A 16,197-nucleotide genomic window follows, 5' to 3' on the forward strand; every position below is an offset into this window, starting at 1 on the left:
TCAGGACACGCCGCGCAACGCGGTTTCTTTCTCGGGTGCTTCATGCGCCCTGTGCAGCTTTGCCGCACGGCGCTCCTTGCGCGGCGCGGTGGCCGCCTTTTCCCACAGCAGCGCGATCAGCCCGCGTTCCGTCTCGGCGCTGTCGGCGAACACCGCGTGGGCCGCTTCCAGCGCTTCGTGCCGCAGGGCCTGCTGGCGGGTGATGATGGCGCCGAGCACCCGGGCCAGCGTGTCACTGTCGCCGAACAGTTCGGGGCTTTCGTTGACCAGCCCGGTCAGCACCGAAAGATCGTGTTCGTGGCCGAGCAGATCGACCAGCGCCCTGGCTTGCTGCTGCTTGGCGAGCATGGCGGAGGGCCAGATCCCGCCGAGCAGCGACAGGTGCATCCAGTAGGTCTGGCCGCATTTGCGCAGCTCGTGATAGGTCTCGGCATCGCCGTGTTCCTCGCAGCCGGCCAGTGCTCCGAGCGCCTTCTCGCGCTGGCCCTTCCAGGCCCTGGCGAGCCGTTTGCCCGTCTTGTGCGGATCGTCGTCGAGATCGAGCTCGTCGAGGGCCGCGATCGCCGCGCGGCAGGTGTCGGCGGCGGCTGCCATCTTGGCCGGCAGGTCGTGTTCCTCCGAAGCGATCCGGTCTCGCCGTTCGGCCAGCGCCTTGGAGGCCGTGGTGAGGGCGGAAAGCTCTTCGGGGGAGCCTGCATGGCCGGCGAGATAGTCGACCGTCTCGACCAATGCGGTGGCGTCGCGCACGGCCGACAGCGTCTGCGCCATGTTGCGGATGCGGTTGTTCTCGCGGGCACGGAATTCCTTGGCGTCGGGCTGGATCAGCCGGTAGAGGGCGCGCACCCGCTTGAAGCGTTTTCGCGCGTCGTGCACTGCTTCGTGCGGCCCGTCCGGCTGTTCTTCCAGCAGATGGATGGCCTTGGAAAGCTGGCTTTCCGCGACCGAGCGGAATTCGTCGGTGAAGGATTTAGCGGGCCGCAGACGGTACGCCATGACACAATTCTCCGCTCAGATCTTCAGTCGCCATCACCATGTTGGAATACCGCCAGTCCCCGGTGATCTCCCGGCCGATCCAGTCGGGAATGTCGGGCAGGGCGCCCTCCTCCTCCACTTCGACCTCGGCCACGATCAGTCCCTTATAGGCTCCGTTATAAACGTCGACCTCCCAGGTGTAACCTCCGTGCTCGACCTCGTGCCGGGTCTTTTCGAGCACGACGCCGATGGCATTCTGCGCCATCTCTTCGGCATCGGCCAAGGGGATTTCGTATTCGAATTCGTCGCGGGCGAAGAGGTGTTCGCCGATCTTGATGGTGAGCTTGGCGCGCTTGCCGTCGATGATCCGCACCCGCACCGAACGGTCGTCGCCGGATGCGACATAGGCCTGCAGGAAATCGGAGGATGACGAGACCTCCGAGCGCCAGCCGTCGCTCTTCACCAGAAATTTCCGTTCGATTTCCTTGGCCATGCTCCGCCCGCCGCCTCGGGAACTTCCACAATTGTTGCAACCCTAGTGCAAACTCCGCATTCCGCAAACCCGTTAGACGATGGCGCCCTGTTTTTTCTCGACAATGACGGGCTTGAGGGGTATCTCGACCTCGAAGTTTCAATCGTTTTAGCGGAGACCGCACCATGACCGGCAAGACCGAAAAGCTGCTTTCCATCCTGAAACTGCAGCCGGTAGTGCCGGTGCTGATCGTGGACGACGCCAAGTCGGCGGTGGGTCTGGCGCGGGCGCTGGTCGCCGGCGGCCTGAGGGCGATCGAGATTACCATGCGCACACCCGCCGCCCTCGATGCGGTCAAGGCTGTGGCCGCCGAAGTCGAAGGCGCCAATGTCGGGGCCGGCACGATCCTGAACGCCCGCGACTACGAGGCGGCCGTCAAGGCGGGTTCGACCTTCATCGTCTCGCCGGGCGTGACACCCGGCGTACTTTCCGCCGCCAAGGACTCGCCCGTGCCGCTGCTGCCGGGTGCCGCGACCGCCAGCGAAGTCATGACGCTGCGCGAAGCCGGATACGAAGTGCTGAAGTTCTTCCCCGCCGAACAGGCCGGCGGCGCCGCTTACCTGAAGGCGCTGTCCTCGCCGCTCGCCGGCACACTGTTCTGCCCGACGGGCGGCATTTCGCTGAAGAACGCCAACGATTACCTGTCGCTGCCGAACGTCATCTGCGTCGGCGGCTCATGGGTCGCGCCGAAGGAGCTGGTCTCGGCTGGCGATTGGGCCGGCATCACCAAGCTCGCTTCGGAAGCGGCGGCGCTGAAGGCGTAAAACCCCGCAACCCGTCTTTGTAATTTCACAATCGCATCCCTATCTTTCCCCGGAAACACAACAGGGAGATGTGCGATGTTCGACGCGAAGAAGCTTCTCGACCAATTTCTGGGGTCACAGATTCCGGGCATGTCGGGAGGAAGTGTGAGGGACCGGGCAGGGCAGGCGACCCAGCTTGCCAAGAACAACCCGCTCGCCACCGGCGCGATCCTCGCAGCCGTCCTCGGCACCAAGACCGGTCGCAATATTGCCGGCAATGTCGCAGCGGTCGGCGGTATCGCTGCGATCGCCGGCCTCGGCTATCTCGCCTACAAGAACTATCAGTCCGGCAAGTCGCCCGAAGCCGTGCCGCAGCCCGCACCTCAGGCAGACAAGCCGCTGCTGACGCCGCCCACGGATTCGCCCTTCCACCCGCAATCTCCCGCTCTCACCAATGATTTCGCGCTGACGCTCGTGCGGGCGATGATCGCCGCCGCCAAGGCCGACGGGCATATCGACGCCGGCGAGCGCGCCAACATCATGGACAAGGTGCATGCGGTCGATCTCGGCGCCGAGGCGGAAGCCTTCATCGAGAACGAACTCGCCAATCCGGTCGATATCGACGAGCTCGTCGCGGCTGCCCGCACCGAAGAACAGAAGGTCGAGATCTACGCCGCCTCGCGCCTGACCATCGATCCGGACACCCGCGCCGAACGCGGCTATCTCGACCTGCTGGCCGGCCGCCTCGGCTTGAACGATGCGCTGATCGAGCATATCGACGCGACTGTGTCGGCCGCGAAGGTCAAGGCGTAAGGTCATCCGTCATGGCTATCCCTTTTTCTCCTGTCGGCATCGATCACGTTGTCCTTCTGATCGACGATATGGAGCGCGCGCTTGATTTCTATTCCGGCGTACTAGGCTGCCGGCCGGGTTATTCGTACCCGGCCCTCGGGATGGAACAGGTCTGGTGCGGGTCGTCGCTGATCGTTTTATGGGACATAACGCATCCGGGCGGGAAAAAAGCTGCACCTCCGGTCGCCGGTGGCCGCAACGTGGATCACATTTGCATCGCCACCAGCCCTTTCGATCACGACGAACTGCGCTCGCATCTGCAGCGCCACGGTATCGAGATTGCTCAGGAGGCTTTCCACGGCGGGGCTCGAGGCATGGGACATTCGTTCTACATTCATGATCCGTTCGGCAATAAGATCGAGATCAAGGGGCCGGCAGAATATCCGGATGGGCGACCTTGACGATGAGGACACGTTCTTCAACGCGCCTTCGCGCGTCCTATCGCCTGACAGGGGGAAGGCCCCTTCTGGCCCCCGTTGCCTTTCCCCTGCCGCTGGCCTAAGCCTCAGCCACGATGGAAGAGGCTGATATGCGCGATCTGAAGAACTACAAAGTTGCCGCCCCCGCACCGGTCACCCTCAAGGGCCGGTTCGTGACGCTCGAACCCTACGACAGCCAGACGCATCTCCAGGCGCTATGGGAGGGTCTCGGAGGCGCCGAGGGCATCAATCGGCTTCTCAAATATTTCCCCAACGACGATTTCGCCGATATGAACGCCTTCGGCGATTGGCTGGAAAACGCCCGTGTCCATTCCAGTTTCGTGACGCTGGTCTCGCGCGATAATGCGACCGGCAAGGTGGTCGGCATGGCGAGCTACATGCGCCCAGACCCGAAGAACGGCGTCATCGAGGTCGGCTCCGTCGCGCATGGCGCTGACATGAAGCGCTCGCCGCTGTCGACCGAGGTGCATTACCTGATGGCCAGGCACGTATTCGAGGGGCTCGACTACCGCCGCTACGAATGGAAATGCCACAACGAGAACGAGCCGAGCAAGGCATCCGCCCGCCGCTACGGCTTCACCTTCGAAGGCGTCTTCCGCCAGCACGTCATCTCCAAGGGCGCCAATCGCGACACCGCCTGGTTCTCGATGATCGACGTGGAATGGCCGCTCCTGAAGGCCGCGTTCGAAGCATGGCTTTCGCCCGACAATTTCGAGGCGGACGGCGTGCAGAGGCGGCGGCTGGAAGATATCCGCGCCGAGCTCGCCAAGGGAGCAGTGGCATGACGCCCGAAGCAAAGTCGCAGGTGATCGCCGCCGCGGTCATTCTCCTCGGCATCGGACTGGTGATCTATTTCCTGCCAACGATCGTGATGTGGATCGCCCAGTTTTCCCCGGTGCTCGCCGTCGTCGTCGGGTCGCTGCTGCTGCTCGGTTTCTTTGCGATCTTCTGGCTGAGGGCGCGCTATCAGCGCAATCGGGGTCGCTGACCGCTACTCCCCGCGCCAATCCGGCCGCAGTCCTAAGGCGTAGCCGCCTAGCCGGAAAGCCGGGTTGCGCGTTGTTCCCGCCCCTGTAAGCTGCCTCCGGAGCCTAGTTTATAGGTCCTTGGGGTACTGCGATGGCGGCGGGCGAAATCAGGTCGATGACGGGCATTCGCGGAGCGGCGGCCGTGTTCGTGATGATCTACCATTTCGAGCTCGACCGGGTTCCGTCGAACGGAGCGTTCTCGACTTTCCTCAATCACGGCTATCTGTCCGTCGACCTGTTCTTCATCTTGAGCGGCTTCGTCATGGCGCATGTCTACGGGCCGTCGTTCCTATCGGGCGCTTTCCGGTTCGGCGATTTCCTGTGGCATCGCATCGCCCGCATTTATCCGCTCTATCTTGCCGTGACGCTGGCGTTCATTGCGCTCGCCTTCGTCAAATCCTCCCGGGTGGATATCGGGCCGGACGTCTTTCTCTCGAATATGCTGATGCTGCAGGCGCTCGGCAACTGGCCGAGCATCGATCCGCCCGCCTGGTCGGTCAGCGCCGAAATGGTGGTCTACCTGCTGTTCCCGGTGATCGGCCTTTTGTGCCTGAAATCGAGCCGGACGGCGGCGCTTCTGCTCGGCATCGGAGCGCTCCTCGCCATCCTGATCCTGACGCTTGCCGCCTCCCTCCATTATATCGGGTCGACGATTTCCAAGGGTCTGCTCGACCTGATCGCCTCGCCCTTCACGCTGATCCGCTGCCTCGCGGGCTTCACGCTCGGCCAGCTGGTCTGGCGGCTGCACAACGACCCGGCCGCCGCATCCTTCGCCTCGCGAACCTCGATCCAGATTTGCGTCGGCCTTCTGGTGCTGGTGGCGCTTACCCAGACGGATTGGGATTTCCCGATCTATCTGCTGATCATCCTGCTGATCTTTTGCCTCAGCACCGACCGCGGCATGTTTTCCGGGTTTTTCGCCTCCCGGCCGCTCCATTTTCTTGGAGACATTTCCTTTGCCGTCTACCTCACCCATTACCGGGCGCTCGGCGTCTGGGGCATGGTCGAGGGCAGGCTCGGCAATACCGATTTTGTCATCCGCAACCTGGTCGCAACCGTGGTGACCAGCATGGTGGTCATCGCTGTATCCTGGCTGCTGCACGTTGCCATCGAGCGGCCTTGCCGGCAATTGATACGCAAGGGGAGCGCGGCCTTCGCCAGGAGGCCCGCCGTTTGACGAACCGGCGTTAGGCCTGCAGTGCCGCGCCGAGCAGCGACAGCCCCACCAGCAGCACGAACAGCGCCCCGCCGATCTCGATCGCGTGGGTAATCCGCCGGCCCGCGCGCGAGCCGGGGCCGGCAAAGCGGACCGCGAGGTCCTTGGCGGTGACGGCGAGCGTCGCGAGAATGGTGACGGTGATTGCCGTGCCGATCGACATGGCGAGAACCGAGAGCACGCCGCCGAGATAGAGGCTGTTCAAAAGCGCAAAACTCATCACCAGGATAGCGCCGGAGCAGGGGCGCAGGCCGACAGCGATGATTGCCGACCAGGCCTCGTGCAGACTGAAATCCCTGGCCTTCAGCAAAGCGGGATCGGGCATATGGCTGACGCCGCAGGTTTCGCAATAATCGCCGGTGCCCTGGTAGTCGTGGTCGTCGATCTCCACCGCCTGGAAATTGAGCCCGGTGGAGCCGCGCCCGTTACCGGCGGGGGCTGCCATGGGCATGCTGACGACGCGCATCCGGAGCGCCCGGATCTTCTTTACCAGCAGCCAGGCGCCGAAAAGGGCGACCATGGCGAAGCTGGCGATCTCCATCGCCTGGGTCGCCGCCGTCATGGTGATGCCCGAACCGCGCAGCAGGAGATAGGCCGCACCCACGAGCAGCACAGCCACCACGCCCTGCAGCAGCGCCGAGATGAACGAGATGACGACGCCGCGCCGGAGTTCGATCTCGTTGGCGATCATGTAGGAGGAGATCACCGCCTTGCCGTGGCCGGGGCCGGCGGCATGAAAGACGCCATAGGCGAACGACAGCCCGATCAGGCCGGACAAGGCCCAGGGATCCTCGCGCATCGCCTTCAGCGAACCGGTCAGCGCCCGGTAGAAGGACTGCTGGTAAAAATTGATCCAGGCGAAAAACGGACCGAGCGGCCCGCCGACCGAGAAGGAGGGCTCGGCCGAACCGACGCCGAGCGGCGATTGCGCCTGCGCCGATCCCGCCATCACGATGCCTGCCGCCGCGACGATGAGAAGGGCAGGGATCATGGCCGAAGGGGTGAGGGCACGGCGGATCGTCAGCATGTCAGTTCCAGTCGGGTGGCGAAGAGTTTCGACATGTCGGTGCCCGTCGGATCGTTGAAGAAGGCGTCCGTCAGCGACGTGCTGTTCTGCGAGATCACCTCGTCGGGATCGGGCCGCACCACCTTGTGCTGGCAATGCGAAAAACCGTCACCCTTGACGACCAGGTCGCCATCGGTGGGGAAGTCGATCGAGGTGTACATGGAGGGGTCGTAGACGCCGAAGGTCAGCCGGCCCTTGAGCGGCACCGGCTTTTCGGGCTTGACCGCAAACAGGACCAGCAGCTGGTTGCCATCGAGCGAGACGTGGATCACGTCCGGCTTCTGCACCCCGACATTCGCGCCGTTCACCGTGATTGTCGTGAAATAGTGGTAGTCGCCGAGCGACTTGCGCATCACCTCGCCGAGCGCCGCGAGTTCCTTCGCGTCGAGCTTAAGGTCGGTGTTCTTGTCGAAATCCAGCAGCACGCTCGACGAGAAGACCTCGTCGAACCGCCAGACATTGTGCAGTTCCGCGATATTGCCGTCGGTGCCGGCCACCACTTCGAGCCGGGCCTCGGCGAAGATATGCGGATGGGCGACAGCGGACAGCGGAAGACAGGCCGCCGCCAGCGCGGCAATGGTCAAGACTCGATATCGCATTCGCCCTTTGGCTCCCGGTTCGTCCGCCCCTTGCAGTGCAGCGCAAATGAGACGGAATTTCGACTCGAACCGGACCCATGTCCAGCCCTGGTCTAGTGCCGGGTGAGATTTTCCAGATGCTCCATGCGTTTGCGGAACTGGCTCTCGAAATCCCAACCTTGCGCGAACCGAAGCGCGTTTTCGCCGCACTCCAGGATGGACGAGCGGTCCTTGTCGAGGGCGGCCAACCGATCGGCCATCGCGCTGATGTCGCCGAGCGGGGTGACCCAGCCGGCTTTCGATTCGGCCATCAGCGCCGACCACATCCTGTTGTCGTAACCGGCGATCGGAACGCCACAGCCCATCGTCTCGATATAGGTGCAGGAGGGATCCGACTGCCTGTGGCAGCTGAGGAAGATATCGGCACGGTTGCGCGTCAGCGGCACGAGTTCCTGCTCGAAATCGACCGGACCCTTGAGGAAGACACAGTCGTGAAGCCAGTGCCTGCGGATATCCGCGGCGATCGCAGCGGAAAGGCTTCCCTCGCCGTAGATCGTCAGGGTGAAATCCACGCCCCGTTCGTCAAGCAGCCTGGCGATCGGGACGAGGTCCTGGACGCCCTTCATCGGCTCGATCCGCCCGGAGTGGATGAGCCGCAGCGGTTCGCCGCCAAGCAGGTATTGCCTGCGGGCGCTCATCTCCTGCGGGGTCGCAAACATCGACGGTTTCATGCGGTTGTCGAGGTAGAGGAGCTGGCTGCCACCCATGTTGCGGTAGGCCGTGTGGGCCGGGTAACCGTTCGCCTGGATGCCGTGGGCGGCGCGAAACGCGCGCTTGCGCTTGTATTCCTGCATCAGCGTCCAGGCCATGCTGTAGATCTTCCGCGGCAGGCTGCGGGTGTCGTCGAGCGAGATGATCTGCAGCCGGGTCTGGTGGGTGTATTCGATCGAGTAGACGACGGCGCTCTTCGCCTGCCGGATCACCTGGGGCGGCAAAAGGTCGAGGTAGGAATCCCCCGAAAGCAGCGCGAGGTCGAAATCGGCGAGATGGCCCACCGATACCCGTTCCTCCGGCTCCAGGATGCGCACCCGGAAATCGAGTTCGCTGATGTCGTAACGACCGCCGAAGGGTATGTCGGTCGCGCCGCGGCGAATGAAGCAGGTGACCGGTCCCGACCAGTGCTGCACATGCAGGGCCATGCCGGAAACGAATTTCTTGTCGAGCACCAGCTTGCCGTTCGCGGCCTCGATCACCGGTGCCGACACGAACATTGCCAGGCTTTTCTGCATGGATATCCATCCTCCGCGATGCCGAGACTTTCGCGCGCCGAGCCGCACTATGCTGATCGAAGCCGAGCTCAAGCAAGCCGGCCAATAGGTCGACTTGCGGCGGAGGTGTTACCTCATTCGCCTTAGGGGGGAGGCGGCGAGGCGCCGGGCGCGTTCGGGCTTCAATGCTGGCGGCGGAACCAGGTGGAGAGGAAGTCGACGAAGCTCCTGACCTTCGCCGGCAGGTAGCGGCGATGCGGATAGACCGCGTAGATGCCCCGGTCCTTGGCAATATAATCGTCGAACAGCGTCACCAGTTCGCCCGACTGGATCGAGGCGTTGGCAATGAAATCCGGGATGATCGCGACGCCGAGGCCCGCGCGGGCGGCGCGCAACGTCGCCTGCGGGCTGTTGATTTCGACCGGGCCGCTGACGGCGACCGAGATCGTCGAGCCGTCCTTGTCGGTGAAGCGCACATTGTTGTGCCAGCGGGAATTGGTGTCGATGATGAAGGGGACGCGGTTCAGGTCCTGCGGGTGCTCGAGCGGGCCGTATTTCGCGACGAAATCGGCAGTCGCAACGGTATAGACCCGGAAGTCGGAGAGCTTTCGGGCGATCAGTCCGGAATCCTCGAGCTTGGTGATTCGAATCGCGAGATCGAAATTTTCCTCGATCAGGTCGACGAACCGGTCCTCGGCGACGATTTCCAGCGAGACTTCCGTATGGCTCTTGGCGAAATCGATCAGCGACTGGCCGACTTCCGCATCGACGAAGGTTCGGGGCACGGAAACGCGCAGGCGGCCCTTCAGGTCGGCATTGTTCTCGCGCACCAGGTCGGCGAGATTGTCGATCTCCTTGAGGATGTCTGCGGCGGTCCGATAGTAAGTGTGGCCGGCCTCGGTCATCGAGAACTGGCGGGTGGTGCGATTGAGCAGCAGCGCGCCGAGATCGTCCTCCAGTTCGCGCACGTATTTGGAAAGCAGGGCCTTCGACCGCCCGGTCCGCCGGGCCGCGGCTGAAAAGCCTTCCGCTTCAACCACATCGATGAAGGCGCGCATGCGCGTTAGAGTGTCCAAATGTCGCCCCTTTTGGTCTGGTCGATCCTAGTTGGGATTTAGCATGGAATTGTGCAATGCGAAATTTCGGTGACGGGCAAAAAAACTCTTGATTATGACTGCGAATGTTCTTATCTCCCGGGCTGCCCAAAGTCGCACGTGCCTGTGGGTGTCCGCCGACCCTCGATTAGGTGAGGTCATCGGTAAGGTACCTGGAACTAACCCCTCCAGTCGCTATTCCGGCCAACCGGAAAATGCGAGGACATCTTGAAGCAACGACGGTGCGGGCCTTTCTGGTCTCTGCAGGCTTTCCATCAGCTTGCAATACTGAAGAGGCACACCATCATTGCCGGAAGTGCGGTAGGGACCACCCTCCAATCCAAGGCAGACAAAGCCGGATCGATGCTCATGGCAGGGCGTTGATCCACATATCGCCGTTTGAGCGTGTCAAGGAACCAGTGTCTCCACCGACTGGGTCCGGTCGCATTCTCATCCGTCCTTTGTCCTCCGGTTCGCAGCCGGAGCTTTGAGATTTTGAAGGGACTGACCGATGACCACTGCTCGCATCCTTGACTTCATCAAGACCCAGCGTCCCGAAGGACCGTTTCTTGTTGTCGATCTCGACGTCGTGCGCGACAATTTCCACGCCTTCCGTCATGCCCTGCCGGACAGCGCGATCTATTACGCGGTCAAGGCCAACCCGGAACCGGCAATCCTGAAGCTGCTCGCTTCGATGGGCTCCAACTTCGACTGCGCCTCGGTCGCCGAAATCCAGATGGCGCTCGACGCCGGCGCATCCGCCGACCGCATCTCCTTCGGCAACACGATCAAGAAGGAACGCGACATCGCTCGCGCGTTTGCGCTCGGCGTCGACCTCTATGCCGTCGACAGCCATGAGGAAGTCGAAAAGATCTCCCGCGCGGCTCCCGGCGCAAAGGTATTCTGCCGCGTGCTGACCGATGGCGAAGGCGCCGAATGGCCGCTGTCGCGCAAGTTCGGCTGCGTGCCGCAGATGGCCGTCGACGTGCTCGTCTACGCTCACCAGATGGGTCTCGAATCCTACGGCGTGTCCTTCCATGTCGGCTCGCAGATGACCAAGGTCGATGCCTGGGATGCGGCTCTTGCCGATGCCAAGCGCGTCTTCGGTTCGCTCGCAAAGCAGGGCATTGTCCTGCAGATGGTCAACATGGGCGGCGGTTTCCCGACCAAGTACCTGCGCGACGTGCCGAAGGCCGAGGAATACGGCAAGGCGATCTTCGCTTCGCTGCGCAAGTATTTCGGCAACAACCTGCCGAAGACGATCATCGAGCCGGGTCGCGGCATGGTCGGCAATGCGGGCGTCATCAAGGCTGAAGTCGTGCTGGTGTCGAAGAAGTCGGACAACGACAATCACCGATGGGTCTTCCTCGACATCGGCAAGTTCGGCGGTCTCGCCGAAACCATGGACGAGGCCATCCGTTACCCGATCCGCACCGAGCGGGACGGCGACGAGATGGAACCCTGCGTGCTCGCCGGCCCGACCTGCGACAGCGCCGACGTGATGTACGAGAAGAACATGTATCCGCTGCCCGTGACGCTCACGATCGGCGACGAGGTTCTGATCGAAGGCACCGGCGCCTATACGACGACCTACTCGGCCGTCGCCTTCAACGGTTTCGACCCCCTGAAGGCCTACGTCATCTAAGCTTTAGCTGACGTGTCACTTCCGCCGGCCCCGTAACCAGCCGGGGCGGCAAATTCACAATTCCTCTTCATCGCCGCTGATAACGGTATTGGGTACGGGAGGCCAGGATGGCCGCTGTTCTTGATTCTGTACGCGCATTCTTTGCGCCTAACTCCACTTTCACCATCGACGCCGAAACTCCGGCCGACGTGGTCGCCCGCGAAACCCTGCTCGACCGCGCCATGGGCCCGGATCGTCGCAAGAAGTCGTCGGAAAAGATCCGCCGCAACCGCGTGCCGGCCGAAGGGCTTGCCATCGTTGCCCGCGACGGCGCCGGCCACGTGATCGGCACCGTACGCCTGTGGAACGTCGAAGCCGGCATCGCGCCCGAAGGTCAGCCGCTCGACGCGCTGCTGCTTGGCCCGCTTGCGGTCGATTCCGCCCAGGAAGGCCGGGGCATCGGTGCCGCTCTGATGCGTGCGGCGATCGCCGAGGCCCACAAGCGCGGCCACGGTGCGATCCTGCTCGTCGGCGATGCAGCCTATTATGAACGGTTCGGCTTCTTCGCCGACAAGACCCGGCATCTCGTCATGCCCGGCCCCTTCGAGCGCTCTCGTTTCCTGGCGCTCGAACTCAAGGCCGGCTGGCTGGAAGGGGCTGCCGGCATGATCGTCGCCAACGGGCGCAAGCTGGCCTGAGCAAGGTTGAGTTTCGACTGAAGGCATTCAGCACTCAAGGCCTCGTGCCCCGACGATCTGCCCAAACCCCGTCTCCCATTGGAACACCCAAGGGGAGACGGGGTTTTTTCGTGCGACAAATTCTCCCTTTCGACGCGCAACCACGCATCCGCCGGCAACGGTTGATCCGGATCAATCCGACTCTCCCCGCCTGCTTCTAAGCCACTCCCTGCAAAACCAATACGCAATCAAGGAGAGTTCACATGAACACGAGCGCGGTACGGCATCTGAGATGGATCGCGGGCGCGGGTGCGTTTTTTTTCGCATTCGGGGCAGCGGCGGCGGATTTGACGTCCGTTTCCGTTGCCCCTCCGGCGGAGGAACCGGTGGCGGCATCGAGCCCCTGGCAGATCCGCGTGCGCGGCTTGGGCGTCATCACTGAGGACCGCGGTTCGGTCAACGGCGTTGCGGGTTCGGACCTGTCCTATTCCGACTCGGTCATCCCCGAGCTCGATATCAGCTACTTCTTCACCGACAATATCGCCGCCGAACTGGTCCTCGGCACGACCTATGCGAACATCAAGGAAGACGGTGCGGTCGGCGTGCCGGTCGGCCGCGCCTGGCTTCTGCCGCCGACGCTGACGCTGCAATACCACTTCACCGATTTCGGCGCCTTCAAGCCCTATGTCGGTGCCGGCGTCAATTATTCGCTCTTCTACAACCAATCGAACAAGCCGGGCTTCCACAATCTCGACGTCGAGAACCATGTCGGCGCCGCCCTGCAGGTCGGTTTCGACTACATGATCGACCAGCACTGGGGCGTGAACTTCGACGTCAAGAAAATCTTCCTCGAAACCAAATGGAAGGCCGACCATGACGTGCTCGGGCCGCTGAGCGGCAAGGCGAAGATCAATCCCTGGCTGATCGGGGCAGGCGTCACCTACCGCTTCTAGAAAAACAACAAGGGCGGCAGGGGGCAGGGCCGGCGCCAGCCAGGTGGCGCCGGCCTTTGTTTTTTCAGGTTTTCAACGCATGCGGAGCGGCGGTGCCGCCGTCGATGACGAATACGTCGTCGTCACGCACTCGCACGGTCGGAGGACCCGGCGAGTGCGTGAGCGCGCGATTTCTCAATCGCTGTCCTTGGCGCGATAAGCATCCGGGATGACGAAGATCTCGTCGGCCCGGCCGTATCCGCCGTCCTTGACCTCCTCGATCAGCACCATGGTGTGGGGCCTCGCGGCCTCGCTCATGTATTCGACCAGCATCTCGGTGGTACGGTGGACGATCTCTTGCTTCTGGGCCTTGCTGAGGGCGGCTTCGGGCGTCTTGATGTTCACGAATGGCATTGTTCTATCCTTCGGTTTTGGTGTTTCAGATCATGCCGCCATTGGCGCGCAGGACCTGGCCGTTGACCCAGCCGCCGTCCGGGCCAGCGAGGAAGGAGACGACGGCGGCAATGTCCTGCGGCTGGCCGAGCCGGCCGAGCGGGATGGTTTTGACGATGTTCTGGACCAGTTCCTCGGTCTTGCCGGTCATGAACAGCTCGGTTTCGACAGGGCCGGGAGCGACCGCGTTGACGGTGATCTTCCGTCGGCCGAGTTCCTTTGAGGCGACATGGGTCAGCGCTTCAACGGCGGCCTTGGTCGCTGCATAACCGCCATAGGCCGGACCGTAGGCGCCGACGACGCTGGACGAGAAGTTGATGATGCGGCCGCCGTCGCGCAGTCGCCGGCCTGCTTCGCGAATTCCGCGGAACGTGCCGGTCAGGTTGATGGCAAGCAGTGTTTCGAAGGCTTCGTCATCCATCTCGGCGAGCGGCGCGAGCCGCATCACGCCGGCATTGTTGACGAGGATGTCGGCGCCGCCGAAAGCCCGTTCCGCGGCGTCGAACAGGGTTGCGGCGGCGGTCGGGCTGCCGACATCCGCCTGGACCGCGACCGCCTTGCCACCGTCGGCTTCAATCTCTGCAACGACTTCGTCTGCGGCCTGCCGGCTGGTCGCATAGTTGACGACGACGGCGATGCCGTCCTCAGCGAGGCGGAGCGCGATGGCTCTGCCGATACCCTTCGAAGCGCCGGTAACGATCGCGACGCGCTGTGCATTGGTGGTCATGGGATCTCTCCTTGGTTGGTGGACAGGAGATATTGCTGACACGCATCAAGAACAATTGGCGGTGAATTGACATCAGAATTCGCCTGTGGTGAACAAGGTCATGGATCGTCTCGACCGCATGCAGCTCTTTGTCCGGATCGTCGAACGGCGCAGTTTTTCCGCTGCGGCTGGGGATCTCGGCCTCGCCCGCTCGACCGTCACCGAAGCGATCAAGCAGCTCGAGGAGGGGATCGGCACACGACTTCTGGAGCGGACGACGCGTTACGTCACCCCGACGCTCGACGGCCGGGCCTTCTACGAGCGTTGCCTCGCGATCCTTGCTGAGGTGGACGAGGCGGAGAACATCTTTCGGGATGCGCAGCCGCGCGGACTGCTGAGGGTCGATGCGCACGGCTTCCTGACCCGTACGTTTCTCTTGCCCCGCCTTCATGAATTCCTCGACCGGTATCCGCTGCTCGACCTGCAGATCGGCCAGGGCGACCGGCTGGTGGACCTCGTTCGCGAAGGCGTCGATTGCGTCATCCGGGCAGGCGAGATCGACGACAGCGGGCTGATCATGCGCAAGCTCGGCACGATCACCGAGATCACCTGTGCCAGCCGGACCTATGTCGAGAAACACGGGCTTCCGAAATCACCCGATGCGCTGGACGGGCATTTCGCCATCGGCTTCATCTCGTCGCGCACCGGCCAGATCATGCCGCTTGAATTCACGGTCCGGGAGGAGGTTCGCTACGTCACCCTTCCAAGCCGGCTGACGGTCAACAATTCGGACACGATGGTCGATCTCGCCCGCCGCGGCTTCGGGTTGATGCAGGCGCCGCGTTATCGTCTGCAGCGGGATATCGACGAGGGTGTCCTCGTCGAGGTGCTTGGCGATTTTCCGCCGCCGCCGACACCGCTTTCGGCGCTCTATCCGCAGAACCGCCAGCTCTCGCCGCGGGTGCGGGTCTTCCTCGACTGGATCGTCAAGGTCTTTGCCGAAGCGGGTCTTTGAGATCCGGACATGCCCGGATTTCCTATAGGACGTCTTACGGCCGATAGATCGCCTGCAGCTTGGCGAGGTCGGCGATCTTCAGCTCCACGGGATCCATGTCGTCGCGCGAAGACTTGAACCACGCGGCCGCTTCCTGGATGTGCCGGCCATAGGGTTCCGGATACATGCTCAGCCCCATGACCCACTGGCGGACGATTTCGCGGTCCATGCGGCCTGAGGCATAGCGGTCGTGCATGGTCCTGGCGGATGTGGTGAGGTCTTCGACATTCTTCATCAATGCACCGCGGGATTGGGTTCGGGTTCGCCGAAGAAGGAACGGATTCCGTCGCGCTCGACGGTCGCCAGGAACTCGTCAAAGGCTTCGCGGTCGGTCGGAAACGGCTCTTCCCAGGTGGTGACGTCATCCTCTTCGGTAATGACTTCGAGCGTCCAGTCGCCCTGGGTGCCGGCCGGACGGTAGATATCGACCAGCACGGTAATGCCGTCGTCGGTGAATTCGCCGGCGAGTTCGGAATGTTCAGTCTTGGGTGCCTTGGCCATGTCGTATCCGATCGTAGAAACGGCTGTCGTCGCGCTGCGGCTCCGGTCCAGGGAGGAGAGAATCGGGCACGCGGCGGTGAGACCGTCGGGAATGGTCCCATACACTGCTTTCCGTTTCCGCTCTACCGTGGATGACTGTTTGAGGCTGCAGGAGTGTGCTTCGGATGAAACTGCTGCGTGGACCCCTACAAGGGGGAGGGTTAAGACTACCGCACCCCCCCATCCATCCTCACGCCCTCATCATCTCTGCGTGATTCCGGCCTTTCCGCCCTGGTTTCGACCTACCTGCCGTCCTAGTTTCGTTGCGTTGCCGCATCGATTGAGGGGTGATGAGGTCAGACGAGAACGGTCCTTCGGCCCGCCGCGGCTATCGCGACGACCCGCACAACCTGCTTGCCGAAATCATCGGAGCCATCCACGCCGCCCGAAGCTGCTTCGGCTGCGGGGACGATTTTGCCGTG

Annotated in this window: 20 protein-coding genes; 10 read left to right on the forward strand and 10 right to left on the reverse strand. The window is 62.9% G+C overall.

The genetic code is table 11. From position 1 onward, the window contains the following. Nucleotides 1–993: a CHAD domain-containing protein gene (locus tag ABCW43_RS10540; protein ID WP_345923948.1), complete on the reverse strand. Its 993-nt coding sequence runs from the start codon at nucleotides 991–993 to the stop codon at nucleotides 1–3. Then, the gene (locus ABCW43_RS10545; protein WP_345923950.1) at nucleotides 968–1,465 is read right to left on the reverse strand and encodes a CYTH domain-containing protein; all 498 of its coding nucleotides are present in this window, start codon (nucleotides 1,463–1,465) and stop codon (nucleotides 968–970) included. Before ABCW43_RS10545 ends, ABCW43_RS10540 begins: the two co-directional genes overlap by 26 nt. 164 nt (nucleotides 1,466–1,629) lie before the next feature. Here ABCW43_RS10545 and ABCW43_RS10550 point away from each other — a divergent pair, with 164 nt between their 5' ends. The 6 genes from ABCW43_RS10550 to ABCW43_RS10575 all read left to right on the forward strand — a co-directional run bounded on the left by ABCW43_RS10550 (nucleotide 1,630) and on the right by ABCW43_RS10575 (nucleotide 5,744). After that, a complete protein-coding gene (locus ABCW43_RS10550; protein ID WP_046629077.1) occupies nucleotides 1,630–2,268 on the forward strand; it encodes a 2-dehydro-3-deoxy-phosphogluconate aldolase in 639 nt (212 codons plus the stop codon). Between the two features lie 75 nt (nucleotides 2,269–2,343). Beyond that, nucleotides 2,344–3,060 carry a tellurite resistance TerB family protein gene (locus ABCW43_RS10555; RefSeq protein ID WP_345923953.1) on the forward strand — a complete coding sequence of 239 codons (717 nt, stop codon included), beginning with the start codon at nucleotides 2,344–2,346 and terminating at the stop codon, nucleotides 3,058–3,060. Between the two features lie 11 nt (nucleotides 3,061–3,071). Further along, complete coding sequence (locus ABCW43_RS10560; protein WP_345923955.1) at nucleotides 3,072–3,500, forward strand: VOC family protein; 429 nt, start codon at nucleotides 3,072–3,074, stop codon at nucleotides 3,498–3,500. Nucleotides 3,501–3,628: 128 nt separating this feature from the next. Next, nucleotides 3,629–4,324, forward strand: coding sequence for a GNAT family N-acetyltransferase (locus tag ABCW43_RS10565; protein ID WP_345923957.1), 696 nt, complete (start codon nucleotides 3,629–3,631; stop codon nucleotides 4,322–4,324). After that, on the forward strand, nucleotides 4,321–4,527 hold the full coding sequence (locus ABCW43_RS10570) for a hypothetical protein (protein ID WP_345923960.1): 207 nt from the start codon (nucleotides 4,321–4,323) through the stop codon (nucleotides 4,525–4,527). The genes ABCW43_RS10565 and ABCW43_RS10570 overlap by 4 nt, the downstream gene beginning before the upstream one ends. 155 nt (nucleotides 4,528–4,682) lie before the next feature. Continuing rightward, entirely contained in the window at nucleotides 4,683–5,744 is a 1,062-nt protein-coding gene (locus ABCW43_RS10575) for an acyltransferase family protein (protein ID WP_345923962.1), read from the forward strand. Between the two features lie 10 nt (nucleotides 5,745–5,754). Here the strand turns inward: ABCW43_RS10575 and ABCW43_RS10580 are convergent, their stop codons facing one another. The 4 genes from ABCW43_RS10580 to ABCW43_RS10595 all read right to left on the reverse strand — a co-directional run bounded on the left by ABCW43_RS10580 (nucleotide 5,755) and on the right by ABCW43_RS10595 (nucleotide 9,771). Beyond that, entirely contained in the window at nucleotides 5,755–6,774 is a 1,020-nt protein-coding gene (locus ABCW43_RS10580) for a nickel/cobalt transporter (RefSeq protein WP_345925413.1), read from the reverse strand. Nucleotides 6,775–6,803: 29 nt separating this feature from the next. Further along, the gene (locus ABCW43_RS10585) at nucleotides 6,804–7,448 is read right to left on the reverse strand and encodes a DUF1007 family protein (protein ID WP_345923964.1); all 645 of its coding nucleotides are present in this window, start codon (nucleotides 7,446–7,448) and stop codon (nucleotides 6,804–6,806) included. Nucleotides 7,449–7,540: 92 nt separating this feature from the next. Further along, the gene (locus tag ABCW43_RS10590; RefSeq protein ID WP_345923966.1) at nucleotides 7,541–8,716 is read right to left on the reverse strand and encodes a glycosyltransferase; all 1,176 of its coding nucleotides are present in this window, start codon (nucleotides 8,714–8,716) and stop codon (nucleotides 7,541–7,543) included. A gap of 161 nt (nucleotides 8,717–8,877) precedes the next feature. After that, nucleotides 8,878–9,771, reverse strand: a complete 894-nt coding sequence (locus tag ABCW43_RS10595) for a LysR family transcriptional regulator (RefSeq protein ID WP_037077328.1) — start codon at nucleotides 9,769–9,771, stop codon at nucleotides 8,878–8,880. A gap of 529 nt (nucleotides 9,772–10,300) precedes the next feature. On the opposite strand from ABCW43_RS10595, the gene odc2 reads away from it, so the two are divergent. The 3 genes from odc2 (at nucleotide 10,301) to ABCW43_RS10610 (ending at nucleotide 13,043) form a co-directional block, all read left to right on the forward strand. Then, nucleotides 10,301–11,434, forward strand: a complete 1,134-nt coding sequence (odc2, locus tag ABCW43_RS10600; protein ID WP_345923972.1) for an ornithine/lysine decarboxylase — start codon at nucleotides 10,301–10,303, stop codon at nucleotides 11,432–11,434. 107 nt (nucleotides 11,435–11,541) lie between these two features. Then, nucleotides 11,542–12,111 (forward strand): GNAT family N-acetyltransferase, encoded by a 570-nt coding sequence (locus ABCW43_RS10605; protein WP_210008363.1) that lies wholly within the window; start codon nucleotides 11,542–11,544, stop codon nucleotides 12,109–12,111. Between the two features lie 242 nt (nucleotides 12,112–12,353). Continuing rightward, complete coding sequence (locus ABCW43_RS10610; protein ID WP_345923975.1) at nucleotides 12,354–13,043, forward strand: OmpW/AlkL family protein; 690 nt, start codon at nucleotides 12,354–12,356, stop codon at nucleotides 13,041–13,043. Nucleotides 13,044–13,217: 174 nt separating this feature from the next. Here the strand turns inward: ABCW43_RS10610 and ABCW43_RS10615 are convergent, their stop codons facing one another. Together ABCW43_RS10615 and ABCW43_RS10620 are read right to left on the reverse strand one after the other, a co-directional pair. After that, complete coding sequence (locus ABCW43_RS10615) at nucleotides 13,218–13,436, reverse strand: tautomerase family protein (RefSeq protein WP_046604511.1); 219 nt, start codon at nucleotides 13,434–13,436, stop codon at nucleotides 13,218–13,220. Nucleotides 13,437–13,461: 25 nt separating this feature from the next. Beyond that, nucleotides 13,462–14,202: an SDR family oxidoreductase gene (locus tag ABCW43_RS10620; protein WP_345923978.1), complete on the reverse strand. Its 741-nt coding sequence runs from the start codon at nucleotides 14,200–14,202 to the stop codon at nucleotides 13,462–13,464. A gap of 100 nt (nucleotides 14,203–14,302) precedes the next feature. Here ABCW43_RS10620 and ABCW43_RS10625 point away from each other — a divergent pair, with 100 nt between their 5' ends. Beyond that, nucleotides 14,303–15,196 carry a LysR family transcriptional regulator gene (locus ABCW43_RS10625; protein ID WP_345925415.1) on the forward strand — a complete coding sequence of 298 codons (894 nt, stop codon included), beginning with the start codon at nucleotides 14,303–14,305 and terminating at the stop codon, nucleotides 15,194–15,196. Nucleotides 15,197–15,230: 34 nt separating this feature from the next. On the opposite strand, the gene ABCW43_RS10630 is transcribed toward ABCW43_RS10625, so the two are convergent. Both ABCW43_RS10630 and ABCW43_RS10635 read right to left on the reverse strand, forming a co-directional pair. Next, nucleotides 15,231–15,470: a hypothetical protein gene (locus ABCW43_RS10630; RefSeq protein WP_345923980.1), complete on the reverse strand. Its 240-nt coding sequence runs from the start codon at nucleotides 15,468–15,470 to the stop codon at nucleotides 15,231–15,233. Then, the gene (locus ABCW43_RS10635) at nucleotides 15,470–15,736 is read right to left on the reverse strand and encodes a hypothetical protein (RefSeq protein WP_037077316.1); all 267 of its coding nucleotides are present in this window, start codon (nucleotides 15,734–15,736) and stop codon (nucleotides 15,470–15,472) included. Before ABCW43_RS10635 ends, ABCW43_RS10630 begins: the two co-directional genes overlap by 1 nt. Nucleotides 15,737–16,197: the final 461 nt, after the last annotated feature.

The organism is Neorhizobium tunisiense, from assembly GCF_039631515.1.
Taxonomy (GTDB): domain Bacteria; phylum Pseudomonadota; class Alphaproteobacteria; order Rhizobiales; family Rhizobiaceae; genus Neorhizobium.